Source organism: Paenibacillus sp. QJM3NY_38 (assembly GCF_056173265.1).
Map to the genome: position 1 here is coordinate 6,784,014 of NZ_CM149665.1, position 21,873 is coordinate 6,805,886.

The following is a 21,873-nucleotide window of genomic DNA, read 5'->3' on the forward strand; positions in this document are numbered from 1 at the left end:
TCCTTTCCGTTAATGCGAAGTGCAGTTCTTAACAAAACGAAGGCGCGGATGGCATCGGCCCTCCCCGCCAAACCGTTGTATTCTTATTAAGAAAACATGATCAAGAAAGCAATAACGGTAGCAGCGAGTGGAACTACCTCGACGATACCAACACCGATAAACATAGTCGTTTGCAACGGACCGCGAGCTTCCGGCTGACGAGCGATAGATTCTACTGTTCTACTTACGATCATACCGTTACCCAAACCTGCGCCAAGTGCGCCCAAACCTACTGCAATAGCTGCTGCTAAAAATTCCATTGTTAAATATCCTCCTTAAAGTTGGTTCAAATTTTGGTTAATATAATATATCTCTTTCGAAATTGCCGATATGCCGGCACGTTTCGGCCGAGCTTATTAATGCGCTTCTTCTTCGTGAATCGTGGTTTGTGCAATGTAAACCATGGTCAAGATGGTAAAAATGAACGCTTGCAATGCACCGATAAATATACTGAAGCCCTGCCATACTGCCAGGAATGGAATGCCGAAGTATCCCATCTTCAGGATTACCGTGATGAGTACCTCACCTGCAAAGATGTTGGCAAACAAACGGATCGCCAGTGCAACCGGCTTCGCAAGGTTCTCAATGATGTTCAATGGCAAAAACACCGGGAACGGTTCAATATAGTGTTTCAGGTAATGCTTGCGGTTCAGCTTCAGACCCAAATAGTTCATAAGGAAGAATACGACGATCGCCAGACCCGCAGTGATGGATATGTCTGCTGTCGGCGATTTCCACCAGAGAACGTGAGCCATATGACCATCATGAAGATCTTTCGTCGCTTCGATCGTCTGCCCAAACACTTGAAAGTTAGCAGGCAAGTCTGTGATGATAGCAAACGGCAATCCAAGCACGTTGGCTACGAAGATGAATATAATCAAGGTCAGGCCCAACGAAATGTAAGGCTTCCCTTTTTTCAAATCCATAGCGCTGGCTACGATGCCTTGCACAAATTCTACGACCCACTCCATGAAGTTTTGCATTTTGGAAGGGTTTTCGACTGATAGATTTCGAACGGCCAACCTCGCAAGCACAAAGACAATAATCCCCGTTACGAGCAGCATAATGACGGCTGATAGGTCAAGTCGAAATCCACCTAAATCAATAATCGGTGAATCATGCATGAAATTGTTTTCACCCCTTTCCAATTAGCGCTGATCAATTCTTGGTTCTCAAGCTAACAATAATGCTGACTGGAATGGTCAACAATTGGGGAATGAACAGACCAACGATAGTCGCGCCGAGCGACACTTGTTCAAGCTTGGCCGCCATCATCACAATCAAAAACGCGATACAAAGTCTTGTGACATATCCAAAGCTGAACCGTCTGCGCTCTTGACTGACCGCCAAGTCCGCAAGCTGCCTCACTTTAATGGAAAGAAAGCGTACGTTGAACAAGCCGCCAACAATACCCAGTATCAGGCCTGATACCTCAGGTCGATAATCCGGATATAATGCCCATCCCAGAAATAAAGCAGATAATAAGAGTATCGATACTCTAGTCACACCGTTCACAATGGATGTTGTCAAATCATTCACTTTGCGCCCCCAAATACTTCTTAATGAGAAGAGCGATATTCAAAATCCCTACAAAGAGCCCCGAAAGCGTACCAATGGCAAGCCACACTCTGGGCCCGTCCAAATGATTCATGAGCCATCGCCCGGTAAAAAAACCGATGAGAATGTAAGCGGCAAGCAAACCGCCTGCCCCGCTAATGTATAGCGCTATCAACCAAGGGTTATCTTGACTTTTCGGATTTTTCATATGAACCTCTAATCCCAACTCATTTTACTGAATATAACAAGAGTTTGTCAATGAATCGATTTGATGGATTTACCGTGTAAAATCGGCGTTTTGAGCAGTCTAAATTGCGCAAAACGCCGCGGTAACCGTACAGTTCAACTGTATGCTGTCCCCTTGCTCATCAGAATACGGTAAACTATACCTTTGTGAACATTCTGTGAAATTCTTCTGGACGCTCTTTTCGGATGCCGAAATGGTGCAAAATCGCATTGACAATCCGCTGTGAAGCTTGTCCATCGCCATACGGATTAGCAGCTTTGCTCATCTTTTCGTAGAGCGCCTGATCGGTCAGAAGAACCTTAATGCGTTCATACACATTCTCCTCCTGGGTGCCTACCAGCTCCAGGGTACCGGCTTCAATGCCCTCCGGACGTTCGGTCGTATCCCGAAGCACCAGCGTCGGCACGCCGAATGACGGAGCTTCCTCCTGCATGCCGCCGGAATCCGTAATGATGAAATGCGTATGGGTGTAAATATTGTTCATATCCACGACATCCAGCGGATCAATCAGCTTGATGCGCGGGTGATCTCCCAGAATGCGATGAGCCGGCTCTTTAACAGCTGGACTCGGATGTACAGGATATACGATGGCAATATCCTCAAATTCATCGGCAATGCGCTTTACCGCTTCAAATATTTGACGATGCGGCTCCCCTTGGGATTCGCGGCGGTGTGCCGTCATCAGGATCAAGCGTTTGCCCTTCGCCCAGTCCAGAACCGGATGGGTATAACCTTCGCGCACCGTGTACTGGAATACATCCGTAGCCGTGTTACCCGTTACATAAATGCGGGAATCCGGCTTGTTCTCCTTGCGGAGATTCTCAGCGGACCAGTCCGTCGGCGCAAAGTGAAGATCAGCAAGCACGCCGGTCAGCTGACGGTTCATCTCTTCCGGATAAGGATTCAGCTTGTTCCATGTGCGCAGACCCGCCTCCACATGGCCGACCTGAATCTGCTGCAGAAAGGCTGCATAGCTGGCCAGGAACGTTGTCAGCGTATCGCCGTGCACCAATACAATATCCGGCTTGGCTTCACGCAGAACAGGCTCAAGACCCTCCAGGACGCGCACGGTGATCTCGTTGAGCGTCTGACGGTCCTTCATGACATCCAAATCATAATCCGGAACAATCTTGAACACATCCAGCACCTGATCCAGCATTTGCCGATGCTGCGCAGTAACACAAACGACCGATTCGATATGCTCAGGGTGACGTTGAAGCTCTAGAATTAGCGGCGCCATCTTGATGGCTTCGGGGCGGACCCCAAATATCGTCATCACTTTCACTTTTGACATGTTTGAAAATACCCCTCTTTGCTTGTTTTCAAATATCAAGACGTACGAGTGACTGGCTTGACTCTTATTTCGTGCCGTACAGCCGATCCCCTGCATCACCAAGGCCCGGTACGATGTAACCATGGTCGTTAAGACCCTCATCGAGAGCAGCAACATAAATGTCCACGTCCGGGTGAGCATCATGGACAGCCTTCACACCTTCCGGTGCAGCCACGAGGTTCATCATCTTGATCTGGGTACAGCCGCGTTTCTTCAGCACGTCGATAGCAGCGATAGCGGATCCGCCCGTCGCGAGCATCGGATCAATGACGATCAATTCCCGTTCCGTCACATCGGTTGGAAGCTTCGTATAATATTCAACAGGCTGAAGCGTTTCGGGGTCACGGAACAATCCGACATGCCCTACCTTTGCCGCTGGAAGCAGCTTGACAACGCCGTCCAGCATGCCCAGACCGGCGCGCAGGATCGGAACCAAGCCGAGCATGCGGCCGGAAATGACTTTCCCTTGGGTTTCAGCTACCGGCGTCTGCACGGATATCGATTCAAGAGGAACCTCCCGCGTAATTTCATAAGCCATCAAAGTCGCGACTTCGTCTACCAATTCGCGAAAGTCTTTTGTGTTAGTCCGCATATCGCGGATAAATGTAAGTTTGTGTTGAATCAACGGGTGATCACAAATCACCAATTTTCCCATGTCTGGTCCCTCCGGTTTGAGTACAAATGTTATTTCAATATGGGCGTAAATAGTTGTGAGCTCCATAAATCCTGTCTATTATATCATTCCCTATAGTCAATTGACACCTGCACGGGTCATGTTTTATTCCATGAGTTTTTGACCTTATAACGGAATCGGATCTTCTTCTGCCCTGAACCTAGGTTTTCCATTCTCGCCTATATTGATGCTAACCGCGAAAGGACCTGACTGGGAAAATAAGAGCATAGCAATCTGGCCAGAATGTTCATAGCTCCTAAAAGGACCCCACCTGCATCAGGCGGGGTCCTCTTATCATAGACTTCTTATGCGAAGGAAACTGTGATTAATATTTCATTTCAGCATAGAGAGGATATTGATCGGTAAGCTCAGCCACCAAACGGCCTGCTTTTTCAAGCGTTGCCTCGTCTTTCGGCTGCTTCAAAGTCATGGCAATAATTTTCGCGATTGTAACCATCGCTTGCTCATCCATACCGCGGGAAGTAACCGCAGGGGTACCAATACGGATACCGCTCGTTACGAACGGGCTGGTCGGATCAAACGGGATGGCATTCTTGTTCACGGTAATCCCGATGGAGTCCAGAACCTTCTCCGCGTCTTTGCCGGTGATGTCCAGATTACGGGTATCCACCAGCATCAGGTGGTTATCGGTTCCGCCGGAAACGATGTTCAGGCCTTCCTCGATCAGGGTATCGGCCAGCACTTTCGCGTTCTTCACGACATTCTCTGCATACGTCTTGAAAGACGGATCTAAGGCTTCGCCAAGCGCAACGGCTTTGGAAGCAATCACATGCATGAGCGGCCCGCCTTGTGAGCCGGGGAATACCGCTTTATCAATCGCTTGCGCCCAAGCCTTTTTGCACAGAATCATACCGCCGCGAGGTCCGCGAAGCGTCTTATGCGTCGTTGTCGTTACAAAATGGGCATGCGGAACCGGATTCGGATGAAGACCTGCCGCAACGAGTCCTGCAATATGAGCCATGTCGACCATGAACAACGCGCCTACGTCATTGGCGATGGCAGCCAGCTTTTCAAAATCAATAATGCGAGGATAGGCACTTGCACCCGCCACGATCAGACGAGGGCGATGCTTGAATGCCGCTTTGCGGACTTCGTCGTAATCGATAAGGAACGTGTCTTCTTGCACGCCGTAGGCAACGAAATTGTACAGAAGGCCGGAAGCGTTAACCGGGCTTCCGTGAGTCAAATGGCCGCCATGGGCCAGGTTCATGCCGAGCACGGTATCTCCAGGCTTCAGGGCTGCCAAGTATACCGCCATGTTCGCTTGGGCACCGGAGTGCGGCTGAACGTTGGCATGCTCGGCTCCGAACAATTCTTTGGCGCGGTCACGGGCGATATCTTCCACGATATCCACACGCTCACAGCCACCGTAATAGCGTTTGCCAGGGTAGCCTTCCGCATATTTATTCGTCAGCACCGTCCCCATTGCTTCCATAACCGCTTCGCTGACAATATTCTCAGAGGCAATCAGCTCAATGTTGCTGCGTTGACGCTTCAGCTCCAAATCCATCGCTTCCAATACAGCCGGGTCACTCTTCCGCAAATGTTCCATCATGTTCATATCCTCCCATAATCCATCGTTATTTTTTCTTGCAAACTTAAAAACTACAAGTAGTCATCATTGAAAAAGCGAGTTCTCATTCGAATCAATCGCACAGCGTGGAATCATCCCTCTGCTCGAGTCGGTACACCGCACGTTCTCCGCCGATCAGCTTGGGGCGGGTATAAGCCGCAGTTACGCGCGCCTCCCCGATATAACGCTCGGTCGGCCGGAACGGAACCGCCACTCTCCGCAAATGCATGCCGATCAGCGTCTCGCCGATATCGACACCCGCATGGGCTTCAATCGATTCCGCAAGGCAGGGCTCCTTCATGCTGCGGTAAGCTGCAGAAGCCATCGACCCGCCCGCACCCGGAATGGGAACTGCCGCCACTTCCGTCAAGCCCAGCCGCTCGAGCAGCTCGCGTTCCATGACAAGCGCACGGTTCAGATGCTCACAGCATTGATAGGCCACCGCGAAACCGAATTCCGCTTGAACCGCGGCAATGCCCTGGAGAAGCCGCTGCGCCGTTTCAAGAGCGCCGCCCGTACCGATTCGGCGTCCAACCACTTCACTGGTGCTGGCTCCGATGACCAGCACTTTACCCGGGCCTAAATCGGCCGCTTCGGCCAGTTCGCGGACAATACGCGCTGTCTGTTCGTTCAAGGAAACCTTGGAGATATCCGTCATGTCACAGTCCTCCCGATGATTTTTTCACAGAAGATGCTTCAATCCCATATCACGATAGCCGCAGCTGTATTACGCGTTCACTTATCGCGATTCATTCTTCAGGTAACGCTCCTCGATGGCCTTGATCTTGTTCACGCGGCCGACATGGCGCTCGCCATGACTGAAATCCGTCGTCAGCCATGCGCTGACGATTTCGGCAGCAAGTCCGGGACCGACGACACGCTCACCCAGCGCAATCACGTTGCTGTCGTTATGCTCGCGCGTCGCTTTAGCTGAGAACACATCATGTGTCAGCGCGCAGCGAATGCCCGGCACCTTGTTGGCCGCAATGCTCATGCCGATCCCCGTACCGCAGATCAGAATGCCGCGGTCCGCTTCACCCGAGACGACCTTCTCGCACACCGGAAGGGCATAATCGGGATAATCCACGGAATCGGAACAGCCGCAGCCCAGATCCTCCACCTCGTGGCCAAGACCCCGAATGACTTCCATTATTTCCTCTTTCAGACGAATGCCGGCATGATCCGTACCCAATGCAATTTTCATCTATGAAAAACCCCCTCGTATGTTCGCTTTTGCGTTTTAGCTTGTTTCATTATAACCCAAATCGGGCGCAAAAGACGAAAAAAGAGCAGTCGGCGCACGTATTGTGCTCCAAATGCTCTTTGCCCAGGCGACCGGCCGTATATTCCGATGCTCCATCGTGGTTTCATCCACTTCGTCGCCAGTTACACCGGATCATTTGTTTTTCACCTTCATCTTAAAGCAATACCCTGCGAAAGGCAAGTGGCTTTTTAGCCCAATGCAAGGCTTCATATCTCTAAAGGCAAGGCTTAGTTATACCGATCCGCTTCCAGCTTGTCCAAAAGACGGAACAACGCCGTCCGTATCTCTGCGGCCGTGGCTTCATATTCCTCCCGCGAGCCTCCGAAAGGGTCGGAGATATCGAAGCTCGGGATGCGCTGGCGCAGCTCGATCAGACGCTCCCGGTCACGGTCGCTGACATCGTGGCCCAGAGATCTGGCCAGCTCAAGCGCTGCATACAGACTATCCTGCTCCCGCAGATCGTCCAGCACCCGGCGGTCATCCTCAACAAACTCTTTCAGCGTGTGCATCTTGTCTGCGGCGTGCGGGAACTGCCTTATAGCATACTGCTTATGCGACTGGGTCAGTGTCAGAATCAGGTCCGCCCATTCTACAAGGTTCGCGGTCAACGGCTTGGACACCAAGCGATCCTGGATATCCTGGTCTCGCAGGATGGATTCCGCATGATGGGACACCGGCATTCCATCCACGGCCGAGACACCGGCGGACTTCGTTTCCAGCGGAATGCCCCGTTGTTTGGCAAGCTTGCGCAGCATGCCTTCCGCCATTGGACTGCGGCAGGTATTTCCCGTGCAGACAAACAATATATTTTTCACGGTCCGTTCCTCCCGTTCGTAGGTTCTTTGGGGTTATTGTAACAAATATTGCGTCAAAAAATAAACATGGTGCCAAAGATAACCAAAATCAGTCCGCCCAGCATTTCACCGTACTCCCCCAGCTTATTGCTTACCTGACGGCCAAGCAGCAAACCGAGAATGGACAGCAAACCGCCCACGACCCCGAAGGAAATTACGATTAACAGCACATCATCCACAAACATTCCGAGCGAAACGCCTACCGAGAAGGAGTCGATGCTGACGCTAAGCGAAAACAGCAGCATGCCTAAAAATGCGGTAGGATGTATTCGCTGTCCCTCTCCGCCCCGCAGGGCGTTATACATCATATGCCCGCCCAGTAAAAGCAGCAGCCCGCCGGCTGCAAGCCCTGTGACGTGGCCCAGTAACATGCCAACATAGCGGCCGGCAAATAAGCCCAGCAGCGGCATCAGCATGTGAAACAACGCGATCATAAAACTGATGCCCAGCATATGGCCTAAGCGCATACCGCCTCTCATTCCAACTCCGATTCCAAGCGAAAATGCGTCTAGCCCGAGTGCAACCGCCATCAGCAGAATCGCCGCAAGCTGTCCCGATTGGACAGACGCCTCCAGCATGCCCATTCCCCCAAGTCCCATGGTCTTGTACACCATATGCGGACAAGGGGTAAATGATGCCAACAGCGTTCATGCGGCAGCTTTAATTCACGTCGATGATGTGGTGTCCCGCGGCCTTCAGCAGCCGGTTCATGACGGCTGCTCCGAGGCCCTGCTCCGGGCACGCTTCGGCCAGGATGAAGGTTGCGCCTTCATCATCGAACCGGCGCAGGCCGGCGTACAGCCGGCGGGCCGCTTCCTCCGGCGCGGCCAGGCTGCCGAGCGAGACGGCAACGTCCGCGCGGTAGTGACCGATGTGCTCGTCAAACGACAGCACGCCGGTCACCTCCCCGCGCCGGGCAGCCGCCTCAAGCTCGGCCGCGATGCGTGCCGACACCGCGTCGGCACGCGGGCCCTGCACCACGCACATCGCACCCTTCGGTGCGTAGTGCGTGTACTTCATGCCCGGCGAGCGCGGCGCCGGGCTCTCCGCCTCCCCGGCGGCGCGATGAAGCGCCGGGTCCATGCGCACGCTTGCCGCAACCGCGGCAAGCTGCTCGGCCGTGACGCCGCCCGGGCGGAGCACCGTGACGGCGCCGTCTTCGCCGACTTGCACCACCGTCGACTCGACGCCCACCCCGGCAGGGCCGCCGTCGAGGACGCCGTCGATCGCCCCGGCCAAATCCTCCAGGACATGGCTGGCCAGCGTCGGGCTTGGCCGACCGGAACGGTTCGCGCTCGGCGCAGCCAGCGGACGCCCGGCGGCGCTGATCAAGGCCAGCGCCACGTTGTGATCTGGCATCCGCACGGCAACGGTATCGAGCCCTGCCGTCACACGAGGGGATACGGCACCCGGTTTAACGGGCAGCACCAGCGATAGCGGCCCAGGCCAGAACCTTGCCATCAGCGCCCTTTCTGTCTCATTCACATGACGGACCAAACCGTCAAGCTGAGTTAGCTCTGAAATATGCACGATCAATGGATTGTCCGACGGCCGGCCCTTCGCGGCAAAGACACGCTCGACCGCTTCCGTATTACCGGCGTCTGCGCCAAGCCCGTAGACTGTTTCCGTCGGAAAGGCCACGGTTCCGCCCCGCTCGAGCATCTGCCCCGCTTCCTGCAGCGCCTGCTTCGCCTCCTTCTCCAAACTCAAGCTCTCCCTGGAAAGCGAGTTCGATACATGCCACACCTGGGTTGAATTTGCAGCAGCCTCGCGGAAGCCGTTATCCCGCAGCTGGCTAGGTTCCATGCCATTCCCGTTCTGTTCCATTCCTATCCCAAACTTTCTGTATATGAATTATATAAACTCCAACGCATGTGTTGCCTATGCCCCAAAATAAAAAGCGCTTTTCGTTCTTCAGTCCCGTGCCGGTTCCCATTCAAACCAGTCGCGCCAAAGAGAAAGCACTCTTCTAGAGGTTGTTCAAAAAGTCCGCTTTTGATAAGAAAACCAATCGAGGTCAATTCAGAGCTGAGCGACCGCGATTCGGAAGTAGGTTTTCTTGCGATATAGAATTCCATCAACTCCGTTGATAACTTATAAATCCTATATCTAACACGAAGCGAATCAGGAAGCAGCTCGGTATCGAATCTTGAATTCAGCCGGGCCTAAGTGGATGCTTACGAAGTCATGTTTCCTGCGGAAACATCTTAGGTGCTCACGTACCCAAAACAGCAGATGCTTTCGAAGGCGTTTTCTGAAAACGTGTAGCTCCGCTCCTCACTCCCTAGCTTCATCCAACTGAAGCGTTTTGGAAAAACGCACATCGGAAGCATAAGCTTCGGTGCTGAAAATCCGACTTTTTGAACTCGCACTTCTACTTCAAAGTTTATCATACCCGATCAGGATTGAAAATCAACTCGTTTATAATCCTAGAACAAGCTTACCACCCAGTTCCAAATGCCAAGGAACATATCCCACAAGAAGAAGCGGACCTCCGGTTCACTGTCGCCTGCATTCTTCGGTGTTTCCTCTTGGGAAGCCTCGTCGCCGGCCTCTGCTGAAACCGTTTGGATACCTGTGTCAACAGGCTGCGCCGCCGCATCCCCGCTGCCACCATCGATGAAACAAAGCGGCGGGAACAAGACGCACCACCAGTTCTGCCCTTGACCTTCACCTAACGTAATCCGCAGCGCATCGTAATCGCCGGCCGGATACACCGTGCCCCCGTATAACTTCGTCGGAAACGGCACAACGCCAAGCTCTACGGTGTAACTGTACGTAATCCCTCTTTTCTTCAACTCTTCACCCACCAATTGGCGGATTTCCGGAAGATGCTGCCGGGTTAATTCTTTGGCGTCTTCCAGGCTTTGCGGGTTCTCCAGCTGCAGGACCCAGAGCTGCATTTGCTCAACGACCGAATCACGAATCTCTCTTTTGACCAGCTGATCGGACGGGCTATCGGAATTCGCCAATATGCGAAGTCGTATCGATTCCTGAGGGATCGGACCGCCAACAACGGAAGCATCAATCTGCTGTCCTTCCCAAGCCATGATGACCATAAACATACAGGATAAGAGCACAACCATTTTTTTTACGATAATTCGGAGGGTTTCACTATAATTTTTCATCTCGGACAACCGCCTCTCTATGAACGAAACTCTATGATGCTATCAGTATGTCCGCAGGCAAAAGATATAAACGTTGAATCTAGCAATTTCGATAAAAATTCATAGATTGGTGCAGCATGAACCAAAAAAAGATGCGATCCCCAGTCGGAATCGCATCTTCGTCAAGATCGGTTATTCAGTTCGTCTCCGTGATTATGGAGCTTCCCGCAAAGAATAGCTTACGCCTGCTTAGAAGCCGCCGGGCGATAGGCATGCGGATCCGGCATATCTTCCTCCACTTCCTGGCCATGGAGCTTGACGCTCATGGCGACCCCGAGGCTCGCCATACTGATCACAAGGGATGTCCCCCCGTAACTGATGAAGGGCAGCGTAATCCCCGTCAGCGGCATCAAACCGATAAACATGCCGATATTCTCGAAGATCTGATATAGGAACATGGCCACGATCCCTATAATGAGAAACGGCCCCGCACGCTCCCGGGATTCCAGGGAGATCAGGATCAGCCGATGGATCAGGATGAAATATAACAGAAGCAGAACGGATGATCCGATAAACCCGAATTCCTCGGCAATCTGCACAAATATGGAATCAGAGTACGCATAAGGCACTCTGCCCGACTGGATCGACGATCCCTGCATGTAGCCCTCGCCGCTCATGCCGCCCGAGGCGATGGCAAGCTTCGCATTCGTCGTATGATAGCTGGCCTTGGCGGTCGCTTTCTCCGGATACAGCCACGGATCAATCCGCTCCACCCAGTGCGGCTTCAAAATTTTCGATTCCAGCAGCTCATCATGATAATGAATATAGGCCTGAGCGCCGCCGAAGGCCACGCCTGCCACAAGCGCAAGCCCAATGAGCGCATGGGAGAACTTGACGTTCCCGATCCAGAGCAGCCCCAGCAAAATGACGACATAACTGAGCGCGTTACCCAGATCATTCTGGGCCATGACGAGCACAAAAGGCACGAATGCCAAAAGTCCAATCGGAACAACGTCCTTCCAGAAGGACAGCAGCGGTTTGTTTTTGCGCACCAATACAAAAGAAAGGAAAATAATCAGGATCAGCTTGAACAATTCCGCCGGCTGTATACTTAAACTGCCAATGTAAATCCAGCCTTGGGCACCGTTGATATCCTTACCGATAAACATGACGAGGACCAGCACGGCCAAGCCGCCCAAGTAAATATATTTAGCATATTTAATCAACAACCGGTAATCCAGCAGACTTATTCCGAAAAAGGCAATGAAGCCGACAATATAAAAGGCAATCATGCGAAGATGAGAGCCTTCGAATTTGGTGTCAACGGTTGTGCTGTATATCGACGTAATGCTGATACCCATCATCAAAACCAGTACGAAAACAATAACGTAATCCATCTTCTTAAATTTTTGAAGCATGCTTTATGGTCCCCCTGTGCCCGAAGCAGTTAGCCCCGGTTTGCCTATACAGGCATATAACGATTATTCGAAAAAAAAGTTTGACACTGCTTATCGTTGATAGAGACGAAAGCCTAAAGGCAGCACTGCGATGGAGCGTTTCAATGAGTATGCCAGCCCCTATGAAATATTCTAAAAGATTTCCTCCTCTAATACAATTCACGGGCCCTCCTGTAGTTACCAGCAAAAAATACAAAAGAGATGCTGCTCTCGATAGCATCTCTCTGAATCTAAATCCCAATAAACCGAATCAAGCCTGTTTGGGCGGAGCGGAACGGTACGTTTGAGGATTGGGCATATCCTCCTCCACTTCCTGTCCATGCAGCTTCACACTCATGACGACCCCGAGACACGCCATATTAATGATGAGTGAGGTTCCGCCATAACTGATGAAGGGCAGCGTAATCCCGGTCAAAGGCATTAATCCAATAAACATGCCGATATTCTCAAAGATTTGATACAGCAGCATGGCAACAATACCGATGATTAGAAACGGACCTGCTTTGTCCCGACTTTCCAATGATATCAAAATTATCCTGTGAATGAGTATGAAATATAACAACAACAGAACGGAAGAACCGATGAAGCCATATTCCTCTGCAATTTGCACAAAAATCGAATCCGAATACGTATAAGGCACACGTGAGGATTGTACGGAGCTCCCCTGCAAGTACCCTTCCCCGCTCATACCGCCGGAAGCAATGGCCAGCTTGGCGTTGTTCGTATGATAACTCGCCTTCGCGGTAGCTTTTTCGGGTACCAGCCATGGATCGATCCGTTCCATCCAATGACCGCGGCTCTCCATGATTTTCGATTCTTTAATTTCATCATGATAGTGGATATAGGCCTGGGCTCCACCAAATGCAATCCCTGCTACAAGCAGCAATCCGATAAGAGCGTGCGAGAACTTCACATTACCGATCCATAACAGCCCAAGCAAGATGACAATATAACTTAGTCCATTACCCAAGTCATTCTGCACCATGACAACGGCAAACGGAATAAACGTCAATAGCCCAACCGGTACGATGTCCCGCCAAAAAGACAACTTCGCTCTGTTCTTACGGATAAGAATATAGGTGATAAATATGATCAGCACCAGCTTAAACAACTCTGCAGGTTGAAAATCAACGATACCGAGATTAATCCAGCCTGTGGCATTATTTTTGGTCTGGCCGATGAAGGAAGGCAGCAAAAGGGTTAATAACCCTCCGATGTATATGTGCAGTGCGTATTTATTCCATAAACGATAATCAATCAAGCTGAGTCCGAAAAAGGCTGCGAATCCGAGGATATAAAATATCGCCATCTTGATATGGTGTTTTTCGAATCCGATGGTGTCGAGCGTGGCACTATATATCGATGTAATACTGACAACCATTAGCATCAACAGTACAAAAACGATAACAAAATCAATCTTCTTGAATTTCTGAAGCATGCTTTGGTCCCCCTGTGCCCGGAGCTGTAAACACTGATTTGCCGATTGAGGCCATGTAACGATCTGAACGACAACACCCCATTTAATCGGCTCAGCCCATCATCTATTTTAAAAGATATTCTTCCAGAACACAATTAACGGGATATTCCCAAGACATGCCTGTCAATGCCCGCCAAATCCGGCACCGTGACGATTTCCTTCCAGTGCCCTGCACTCCGTAAAAGCTCTGCCACATCCCCGGCTTGGCCCATGCCCAGCTCAAAGGCAATCATCCGCGGCGGCGTTGACAGCAAGGGCAGCTGCTCCATCATGATCCGGTACGGATTCAATCCGTCCGGCCCCCCATCCAGTGCCGTTCGCGGTTCATAGTCTCGGACTTCCGGCTGCAGTCCCTCGATATCTTCCGCCGGAATGTAAGGCGGGTTGGAGACGAGGATGTCCGGCGCCATGCCGGCGAACGGCTCCAGCAGGTTCCCCTGCCGGAACTCGACATCGGCATTCAGATGCTTCGCATTACGCGCAGCAACCTCAAGCGCATCAGGCGAAATATCACTCGCCAGCAAATCCCACGCCGCCTCCTGCAATGCCAACGTAATGGCAATGGCCCCGCTGCCGGTGCCGATGTCTATGGCCTTTAACCTTTTTGACCGCGGAGTGAGCTCCCGTCCATACTTCAGCACCGCTTCCACGAGCAGTTCCGTTTCCGGACGCGGAATGAGAACCGCCGGCGTAACTTCAAACGGCCGGCCGTAGAACTCCTGCTCGCCGATAATATACTGCGCAGGGACGCCCTGCGCCTTGCTATTAATGACGTCCTCCAAGGCGTGGCGGCGATCCGCCGGAAACGGCTCCGCGAGCGCCATATAATATGAGGTTCCCGACAATTCCAGCACATGCTCCAGCAGCAGCTGCGCATTCCGCTGCGGCTCCATCACCCGCATGCCATCTAAAAAAGAAGAAGCCTCCACAAAGGCTTCTCTTATGCTGCGCTGCGGCGTCAATTCAAATCTCGTCCGCTTCAATGCGTTATACTCCTTTTTCCATCGCTTCAGCCTGCTCCGCAAGGGTCAGCGCCGAAACGATCTCTTCAATCTCCCCGTTCATCACTTGATCCAGCTTGTGAACGGTAAGTCCGATCCGATGATCGGTTACACGGCTTTGCGGGAAGTTGTACGTACGGATCCGCTCACTGCGGTCACCTGTACCTACTTTGCTCTTCCGCTCACCGGCATACTTCGCTTCTTCCTCTTGGCGCATCATATCAAAGATACGGGCCCGAAGCACCTGCAGCGCCTTCTCCTTATTGGAGTTTTGCGATTTGCCGTCTTGGCACGTAGCCACGATCCCCGTCGGGATATGCGTTACGCGTACCGCCGACTTGGTGGTGTTAACGGACTGACCGCCTGCACCACTGGAGCAGAAGGTATCTACGCGGATGTCCTTGTCATGGATTTCGATGTCCACTTCTTCCGCCTCCGGCATAACCGCCACGGTGGAGGTGGAGGTATGGATACGCCCGCCGGATTCCGTTGTCGGAATACGCTGAACACGGTGCGCGCCGCTCTCGAATTTCATTTTGCTGTATGCGCCGCGGCCATTGATCATGAAGATGACTTCCTTGAAGCCGCCCAGATCGTTCGTGTTCACGTCCATGAGCTCAACCTTCCAGCCTTGAGTATCCGCATAACGGGTATACATCCGGTACAGGTCGGAAGCAAACAGCGCCGCCTCGTCGCCGCCGGCAGCGCCGCGAATCTCGATGATCACGTTCTTGTCATCGTTCGGGTCCTTCGGCAGCAGCAAAATCCGAATCTTCTCCGCCAGCTCTTGCTCGCGCTGGGTAAGCTCCTCGATCTCCATTTTCACCATTTCGCGCATTTCGTCATCCAACTTTTCGCCCTGCATGGTTTTGGCAGCTTCGAGCTCTTCAATTACATTTTTATATTCAACATAAGCCTCATAAGCAGGCTGTAAATCGGATTGTTCTTTGGAATAATCCCTGAGCTTCTTGGAGTCATTAGCGACATCGGGATCGCACAACAGCTCACTTAACTTCTCGTAACGGTCCGCAAGGGATTGTAATCGGTCCAACAAAGGAATTCACCTCTCTAAGATATATTCCTGAATATATTCCTTTTTGCACTCCATTTCGCATATCAATGAAGTGTAAACGACTTTTTATTTTACCATGAAACGACGCATTTGACTAGCAGGCAGTTGGCCGCACGGAAAGGTTCTCCCCTTCAAAAAAACCACGGTCCCATGCACAAAGTGACATGGAGCCATGGCCTTTGAATCGTTCAATTCCTACACATTAAAACGGAAGTGCATTACATCGCCGTCATTCACAACGTACTCTTTGCCTTCCAGGCGAAGCTGTCCGCGTTCCTTCGCGCCGTTCATCGATCCGGCTGCAACGAGGTCATCGTAAGCTACAACCTCTGCACGAATGAAGCCGCGTTCGAAGTCGGTATGAATCACGCCTGCCGCTTGCGGAGCCTTCGTTCCTTTGCGGATCGTCCAGGCACGTACTTCCTGCACGCCTGCCGTAAAGTAGGTGTACAATCCCAGAAGACTGTAAGCAGCCTTGATGAGACGGTTCAAACCGGATTCTTCCAGACCCAGCTCCTCAAGGAACATCGCTTTGTCCTCGCCTTCAAGCTCGGCAATTTCAGCTTCAACCTTCGCGCTGATCGGAACCACGATCGCGTTCTCCGCAGCCGCGAAATCACGAACCTGCTGTACATAAGGATTGCTGTCGGCTTCCGCAACGCCGTCTTCGCTCAGGTTAGCCGCGTACAATACCGGCTTCAATGTCAGCAGGTGCAAATCGCGAACAATCAGCTTCTCATCATCGCTCAGCTCCACGCTGCGTGCCGGTTGATCGTTGTAAAGGGCTTCCTTCAGGCGCTCCAGCAGTTCTACTTCCTGAGCATACTGCTTGTTGCCGCCCTTCATGTTCTTCTTCGCGCGGTCAATCCGCTTCTCCACGCTGTCGAGATCCGCAAGGATCAGCTCCAAATTAATCGTCTGGATATCGCTGACCGGGTTCACTTTACCGTCAACGTGGGTAATGTTCTCGTCTTCAAAGCAGCGAACAACATGAACGATGGCATCCACTTCACGAATATGGGCAAGAAACTTGTTCCCAAGACCTTCCCCTTTGCTCGCCCCGCGGACCAAGCCCGCGATGTCCACGAATTCAAAAGCGGTTGGTACCGTTTTGTTCGGTTGAACCAGCTCGGTCAGCTTGTCGAGGCGCTCATCCGGCACTTCCACAACACCGACGTTAGGATCAATCGTACAGAACGGATAGTTGGCCGATTCGGCGCCCGCTTGCGTGATCGCATTAAACAATGTTGATTTGCCGACGTTTGGCAAACCGACAATTCCTGCTTTTAAAGCCATTTATGTGACAACTCCTTATCAGGTTTACTTCTATATTTGTAAGTATTACACAGCTTCGGTTCTTACCGCCGAAGCTACTAATCGTAAGCTAAACAATCTTATTAATTATAGCAGATACCCGATAGACTTCAACACGAATATACTGCCATCGCTTTAAGGCAGATTCCGCCAATCACCCCGGCCATTCAAACGCGAATCAGCCGTTGGGTTGACTTCAGCGCATCGATATTCCCTGCGCCGATTCCGAACATCGCCGTCCGCAGCTCTAACTCCACCTGGGCAAGCCGCTGATCCAGCGCTTCCACCGATTCGACGGCCGATCCCAGGAGTCCACGCCCGAAGCCTGCCAGATCGGCGCCAAGCGAGATCGCTTTAGCCGCATCAACGCCGCTTTGCAGCCCGCCGCTGCCGATAAGCGCACAGGTTGGCGCAGCTTCGCGCACCTCCACGATGCATTCCGCGGTAGGATTGCCCCACCCGGCGAAAGCCTCAGCCGCAGCGCGGCGAACCGGATCCGGGCTGCGGAATTTTTCAACCTGGCTCCATGAGGTACCGCCCGCACCAGCCACATCGATGAAGGCTGCCCCGATATTGAGCAGGTTCCGCGCCGTTTCACCATCGATGCCCCATCCGACTTCTTTAATGCCGACCGGTACCGAAAGCGTACGGCACAGATCCTCAATTCGCCTAAGCAAACAGCCAAACCGTGTATTCCCTTCCGGCTGAAACACCTCTTGAAGTCCGTTTAAATGAAGGACCAGCATGTCCGCCCCCGCGATATCCACCGCCCGCTGACAATCGTCAAGGCCAAAGCCATAGTTCAGCTGCACCGCTCCAAGGTTGGCGATAACCGGAACGCTCGGCGCACTCTCCCGGACACGGAACGTGGGAGCAAGCTCTTCCTTCTCCACCGCAGCCCGCACGGAGCCTACTCCAAGTGCCCAGCCGCGCCGTTCCGCTGCTTCAGCCAGACGTCTATTAATCTCTCCGGTGGCCTTGCTTCCCCCAGTCATGGAGCTGATCAGAAATGGGGTTCGTACGGAAAAACCAAGAAATGCAGTGTCCAGCTTAATATCTTCAAAGTCGATTTCCGGCAGTGCGGAGTGACGGAAGCGGTAACGTTCAAAACCGGTGGTTACCCCTACGGAGCCAACTTCTTCATTCAGGCATAAGCGCACATGCTCTATTTTTCGCTCGCCCGTAGGCACTTCCGGCACCAGCCTGCCCTCGGGTCTTTCCAAACCTCTGCCTGAAATGGTTTCAGCTGTTTGACCCGCAGTCTCGTTATGTTCTGAATTCATCCCGTGCCTCCTTATCCACTACGCTCATCCTTTAGATAAGCCATATATAAGCATATCATTGGCATCAGGTTATCCCGTCTGCATGATACGCACATCATCCATTAGCAAAAAGTATAAACGACTCGGTCTTGACCCATTCTACCGCATGTTTTGAAAAAACAAACCCGAATATCATTCTACCCCGGCTTCCTAGGATCAACTCCGTCTCCACGTCTCCATATCTCACACTTGCTGAATTGCAGAAACGAAGAGTGCGTCAGAACGGGACTTTCATGTTAATTAACGGTATACAACAGCGATAGGAGGATGGGCTATCTTGGGTTTCCGCCATTTCATTCATAACCGCAATTCAGAAAATCTACCTACAACCGATTCAGGCACGCTGTTCGTGTCAGGGAAACCGAATACCAAAAGCTCCCGAACGCGAACAACGAGTTTCATCTGCCTTGTCCTTCTTATACTATGGCTCATCGGCGTGATGATCTATCAGACTCATAAGCCACTACCGAAAGGGATCTCCTATGAAAGCCCGCTGTACCAGAGCGACGTTAAAATGTGGACCGACCTGACCTACCCCGGACCGGATGGTCAACCGGTACATGATCGCGAAATCGGACCCCGCATCGGTCAAATTATCGACGAATCCCGAAAATTCCTGGTGATCGATATGTTTCTGTTCAACGGCTACACTCATAAAGGTCAGGAATTCCCCGAAGTCAGCGAAGAGCTTGCCCATCGCCTTGTTGCCCATAAGAAGAAATATCCCGATATGGATATCTTCTTTATTTCCGATGAAGTGAATACCGGGTATGGCTCCTATTCGCTGCCGGAATTCGAGGCCATGAAGGCTGCCGGCATTCATGTAATCATGACCGATGTCGACCGGCTGCGAGACTCCACGCCCGCCTATTCTGCCGTATGGCGCACATTCTTCCAGTGGTTTGGCCAGTCGGGCACGGGGACACTTCCCAATCTGATGGCAAGCGAAGCACCCGATATTACGGTGCGCTCCTATCTGAAGCTGCTGAACGTGAAGGCCAATCACCGTAAAGTCGTCATCAGCGAGAACACCGCGCTGGTCACATCAGCCAACATCCATGACGCCAGCGCGTTCCACTCGAACATCGCCTTCGAAACGAGCGGGGACATCATCAGGGATATGCTTGCAGCCGAGCAAGCCGCCGTTAACCTTACAAGCCCGATCAAACTGCCGGAGTATGAGCCGGGCTCAAAGCCACCTCTGCTGCCTTCAGGTCAAGCTAACGATGTCGATGTTCGTTATTTGACGGAAGGGAAAATTTATAAATATGTTCTGGAGGCCATCGAGCAATCACAGCCCGGGGACACGCTCTGGATGGGGATGTTCTATCTGGCTGACAGCAAAGTCATGGACCAGCTTCTAAAAGCTTCGGACCGCGGCGTTGATATACGCCTCATCCTGGATCCGAACCAGAACGCCTTCGGCCGGGATAAGATCGGCATCCCCAACCGTCCTGCTGCGGCCGAGCTCATCAAGAAATCCAAAGGGAACATCTCCATTCGCTGGTACAACACCGGTACGGAGCAGTATCATACCAAGCTCATGTACATTGCCAAACCGACGGGGAAATCCGTCATTACCGGCGGGTCAACCAATTTTACCCAGCGGAATCTGGCCGATCTCAATCTGGAAAACAACTTGTGGATAGCCGCGCCTAAAGATCATCCGCTTACCCGGGATCTGAACCGTTATTTTCATCGAATATGGTTCAACGAAGGCGCAGCCTTTAGTCTCGAAGCCGAGGCTTACCAAGGTGAAACGACATGGATGAAGGACATCCTGTTTAAACTGCAAAAATGGCTGGGATTCACAACCTTTTAACAATTCCTTCAATAGTATGTATGTACGCGCATGAAGGGCCGGTCTAGGCCTGAATGGCCAACCTCCGCTTGGCCTACAGCAGAGGTGACATCAGTCGGGCGGCCGACTCCAGCAGGCGGGTCATGATTCTCTTTTTACGGGTATGATTGCGATCGTACAGGAGGGCGGACTCCAGGTCCTGCTCGAAATCGGACACCAGCTTGCCTACACTTTCCGTATGAACGAGTAAAGCGTTAACCTCAAAATTAAGGTGGAAGCTCCGCATGTCCATGTTAGCCGTGCCAATGGTTGCAACCTCCCCGTCAACGATCAGCAGCTTCGAATGCATGAACCCTTTTTCATATTCATATACCCTTACCCCGGCGTCCAGCAGATCCGGAAAATAGGAATGGGAAGCCAGAAAGGGCAGCCATTTGTCCGGCTTCGACGGAAACAAAATCCGTACATCAAGACCGGACAGGGCAGCAACCCTGAGCGCGGTGAATATGTCTTCATCCGGTATAAAATACGGCGTAGCCAGCCATACCGACTTGCGAGCCGACACAATCATGGAGAAGAAAATGTTCTTCAGGGCTCTTCGCTCATTGTCCGGTCCGCTTGCGATAATCTGAACGGCGCCGGCACGACTCTCCAGTAAATCCGGTGAATAATATATCGGCTCACTCGGCTGCTCTCCCGTCATGTACTGCCAATCCTGCAGAAAGACAACCTGGAGCGTTCTGACAGCCTCTCCGCGAACAAGCATATGGGTATCACGCCAGAAACCGAATGCCTTGCTGCGGCTTAAATACTCATCCCCTACATTCAATCCGCCAACGAATCCGACACTCCCGTCAATCACAACGATTTTGCGATGATTGCGGTAATTTACACGGCTCGTGAAGAAAATCGTCTTTGGACTGCCGAATACGGCGACCTGTACACCCGCATCCCTCATCTCCTGCAAAAAGGAAGGCGGCAGCTGCAAGCTGCCAACGGCGTCTACCATAAACCGCACGGCAACCCCCTCTCTCGCCTTCCGAATTAATATTTCCTGGATCTGCGTCCCGATCGCATCCGGACGGTAAATGTAATATTCCATATGAATGTGATGCGCCGCTTGTTCCAGCTCCGCAATCAAGGCTGCAAATGTCTCTTCCCCGTCGGTCAGCACCTTGGTATCGCTCGAGAAGGAAATCGGCGTGCGTGCCAGGCGGGTAGACAGCTGAAGGAGCTGCTGCACTTCGGGCTTAAAGCAGGAGATGTCCGGGGTGTTCTTGCGGAGCACTTCGCTGGTGTATACCAGAACGTCCTTACGTGCCTTTTTGTCGTATTTTCTCCGCTTAAAATAGTTCTGTCCAAACAAAAAATAAAACACAAGCCCCACGATAGGGACTAACGCCAAGAGCAGAATCCAGGCCATCGTGCTGGTGGGATGACGGTTCTCCATAAAAATCATGAAACCGATGGATACTACGGTTAGCGTGGAGAATATCCCGATAATGGTCCCGGTCGTCTTCCCGAAATAATCCAGGCCAAAATAATAAAACGCGAACAAAAGCGCGGTAATCAATACAGCCTGTATTCCCTTTCTCATATCGTATACCCCTTGTTCTTCATCGTTAAATGTCTCTATGTATGTACGATGCTGGTCACACCATATTCTACATGATCTCCCCCAGGAACTAAAGACTGTTCTCCGCGAGCTGACAAGGGACCGATGCCCCAAAATAAAATATTGACAATGGTAACGCCATTTGT

21 protein-coding genes and 1 riboswitch are annotated in these 21,873 nt (G+C 51.9%); of the genes, 1 reads left to right on the plus strand and 20 read right to left on the minus strand.

The annotated features are described in order from the left end of the window. Nucleotides 1–86 precede the first annotated feature (86 nt). The 19 genes from atpE to fni all read right to left on the minus strand — a co-directional run bounded on the left by atpE (nt 87) and on the right by fni (nt 18,272). The gene (atpE, locus tag AC0VZ8_RS31550) at nt 87–299 is read right to left on the minus strand and encodes a F0F1 ATP synthase subunit C (protein ID WP_006213098.1); all 213 of its coding nucleotides are present in this window, start codon (nt 297–299) and stop codon (nt 87–89) included. Nucleotides 300–395: 96 nt separating this feature from the next. Continuing rightward, on the minus strand, nt 396–1,163 hold the full coding sequence (atpB, locus tag AC0VZ8_RS31555; RefSeq protein WP_475485424.1) for a F0F1 ATP synthase subunit A: 768 nt from the start codon (nt 1,161–1,163) through the stop codon (nt 396–398). A 34-nt stretch (nt 1,164–1,197) separates the two neighbouring features. Then, on the minus strand, nt 1,198–1,578 hold the full coding sequence (locus tag AC0VZ8_RS31560) for an ATP synthase subunit I (RefSeq protein WP_475485425.1): 381 nt from the start codon (nt 1,576–1,578) through the stop codon (nt 1,198–1,200). Then, nucleotides 1,571–1,804 (minus strand): AtpZ/AtpI family protein, encoded by a 234-nt coding sequence (locus AC0VZ8_RS31565; protein WP_071218866.1) that lies wholly within the window; start codon nt 1,802–1,804, stop codon nt 1,571–1,573. The genes AC0VZ8_RS31560 and AC0VZ8_RS31565 overlap by 8 nt, the downstream gene beginning before the upstream one ends. Nucleotides 1,805–1,979: 175 nt before the next feature. Then, nucleotides 1,980–3,137 (minus strand): non-hydrolyzing UDP-N-acetylglucosamine 2-epimerase, encoded by a 1,158-nt coding sequence (wecB, locus tag AC0VZ8_RS31570; RefSeq protein WP_071218865.1) that lies wholly within the window; start codon nt 3,135–3,137, stop codon nt 1,980–1,982. Nucleotides 3,138–3,201: 64 nt separating this feature from the next. Beyond that, nucleotides 3,202–3,831 (minus strand): uracil phosphoribosyltransferase, encoded by a 630-nt coding sequence (upp, locus tag AC0VZ8_RS31575; RefSeq protein ID WP_006213103.1) that lies wholly within the window; start codon nt 3,829–3,831, stop codon nt 3,202–3,204. A gap of 343 nt (nt 3,832–4,174) precedes the next feature. Further along, nucleotides 4,175–5,425 carry a serine hydroxymethyltransferase gene (locus AC0VZ8_RS31580; protein ID WP_071218864.1) on the minus strand — a complete coding sequence of 417 codons (1,251 nt, stop codon included), beginning with the start codon at nt 5,423–5,425 and terminating at the stop codon, nt 4,175–4,177. A 91-nt stretch (nt 5,426–5,516) separates the two neighbouring features. Further along, entirely contained in the window at nt 5,517–6,101 is a 585-nt protein-coding gene (locus AC0VZ8_RS31585) for a TIGR01440 family protein (RefSeq protein WP_339295046.1), read from the minus strand. 81 nt (nt 6,102–6,182) lie between these two features. Further along, nucleotides 6,183–6,647 carry a ribose 5-phosphate isomerase B gene (rpiB, locus tag AC0VZ8_RS31590; protein WP_260068594.1) on the minus strand — a complete coding sequence of 155 codons (465 nt, stop codon included), beginning with the start codon at nt 6,645–6,647 and terminating at the stop codon, nt 6,183–6,185. Nucleotides 6,648–6,761: 114 nt separating this feature from the next. After that, nucleotides 6,762–6,843, minus strand: a riboswitch (ZMP/ZTP riboswitch). 91 nt (nt 6,844–6,934) lie between these two features. Then, a complete protein-coding gene (locus tag AC0VZ8_RS31595; protein ID WP_475485426.1) occupies nt 6,935–7,522 on the minus strand; it encodes a low molecular weight protein arginine phosphatase in 588 nt (195 codons plus the stop codon). A 53-nt stretch (nt 7,523–7,575) separates the two neighbouring features. Then, entirely contained in the window at nt 7,576–8,139 is a 564-nt protein-coding gene (locus AC0VZ8_RS31600; protein ID WP_260068663.1) for a manganese efflux pump MntP, read from the minus strand. Nucleotides 8,140–8,221: 82 nt separating this feature from the next. Beyond that, the gene (locus AC0VZ8_RS31605; protein ID WP_475485427.1) at nt 8,222–9,388 is read right to left on the minus strand and encodes an L-threonylcarbamoyladenylate synthase; all 1,167 of its coding nucleotides are present in this window, start codon (nt 9,386–9,388) and stop codon (nt 8,222–8,224) included. A gap of 602 nt (nt 9,389–9,990) precedes the next feature. Beyond that, on the minus strand, nt 9,991–10,689 hold the full coding sequence (gene spoIIR, locus AC0VZ8_RS31610; protein WP_071218858.1) for a stage II sporulation protein R: 699 nt from the start codon (nt 10,687–10,689) through the stop codon (nt 9,991–9,993). A gap of 218 nt (nt 10,690–10,907) precedes the next feature. Beyond that, nucleotides 10,908–12,086 carry an FtsW/RodA/SpoVE family cell cycle protein gene (locus AC0VZ8_RS31615; RefSeq protein WP_100540968.1) on the minus strand — a complete coding sequence of 393 codons (1,179 nt, stop codon included), beginning with the start codon at nt 12,084–12,086 and terminating at the stop codon, nt 10,908–10,910. Between the two features lie 289 nt (nt 12,087–12,375). Beyond that, nucleotides 12,376–13,563, minus strand: coding sequence for an FtsW/RodA/SpoVE family cell cycle protein (locus AC0VZ8_RS31620; RefSeq protein ID WP_071218856.1), 1,188 nt, complete (start codon nt 13,561–13,563; stop codon nt 12,376–12,378). A 134-nt stretch (nt 13,564–13,697) separates the two neighbouring features. After that, the gene (prmC, locus tag AC0VZ8_RS31625; RefSeq protein ID WP_475485428.1) at nt 13,698–14,585 is read right to left on the minus strand and encodes a peptide chain release factor N(5)-glutamine methyltransferase; all 888 of its coding nucleotides are present in this window, start codon (nt 14,583–14,585) and stop codon (nt 13,698–13,700) included. Between the two features lie 4 nt (nt 14,586–14,589). Next, a complete protein-coding gene (prfA, locus tag AC0VZ8_RS31630) occupies nt 14,590–15,657 on the minus strand; it encodes a peptide chain release factor 1 (protein WP_475485429.1) in 1,068 nt (355 codons plus the stop codon). Between the two features lie 213 nt (nt 15,658–15,870). Beyond that, nucleotides 15,871–16,971: a redox-regulated ATPase YchF gene (gene ychF / locus AC0VZ8_RS31635; RefSeq protein ID WP_015737759.1), complete on the minus strand. Its 1,101-nt coding sequence runs from the start codon at nt 16,969–16,971 to the stop codon at nt 15,871–15,873. 185 nt (nt 16,972–17,156) lie between these two features. Then, nucleotides 17,157–18,272, minus strand: coding sequence for a type 2 isopentenyl-diphosphate Delta-isomerase (gene fni / locus AC0VZ8_RS31640; protein ID WP_475485430.1), 1,116 nt, complete (start codon nt 18,270–18,272; stop codon nt 17,157–17,159). A 382-nt stretch (nt 18,273–18,654) separates the two neighbouring features. Between fni and AC0VZ8_RS31645 the strand changes: the two genes are divergently transcribed. After that, nucleotides 18,655–20,133: a phospholipase D family protein gene (locus AC0VZ8_RS31645; protein WP_475487791.1), complete on the plus strand. Its 1,479-nt coding sequence runs from the start codon at nt 18,655–18,657 to the stop codon at nt 20,131–20,133. A 73-nt stretch (nt 20,134–20,206) separates the two neighbouring features. Here the strand turns inward: AC0VZ8_RS31645 and cls are convergent, their stop codons facing one another. Further along, the gene (gene cls, locus AC0VZ8_RS31650) at nt 20,207–21,709 is read right to left on the minus strand and encodes a cardiolipin synthase (RefSeq protein ID WP_475485431.1); all 1,503 of its coding nucleotides are present in this window, start codon (nt 21,707–21,709) and stop codon (nt 20,207–20,209) included. Nucleotides 21,710–21,873 lie beyond the last annotated feature (164 nt).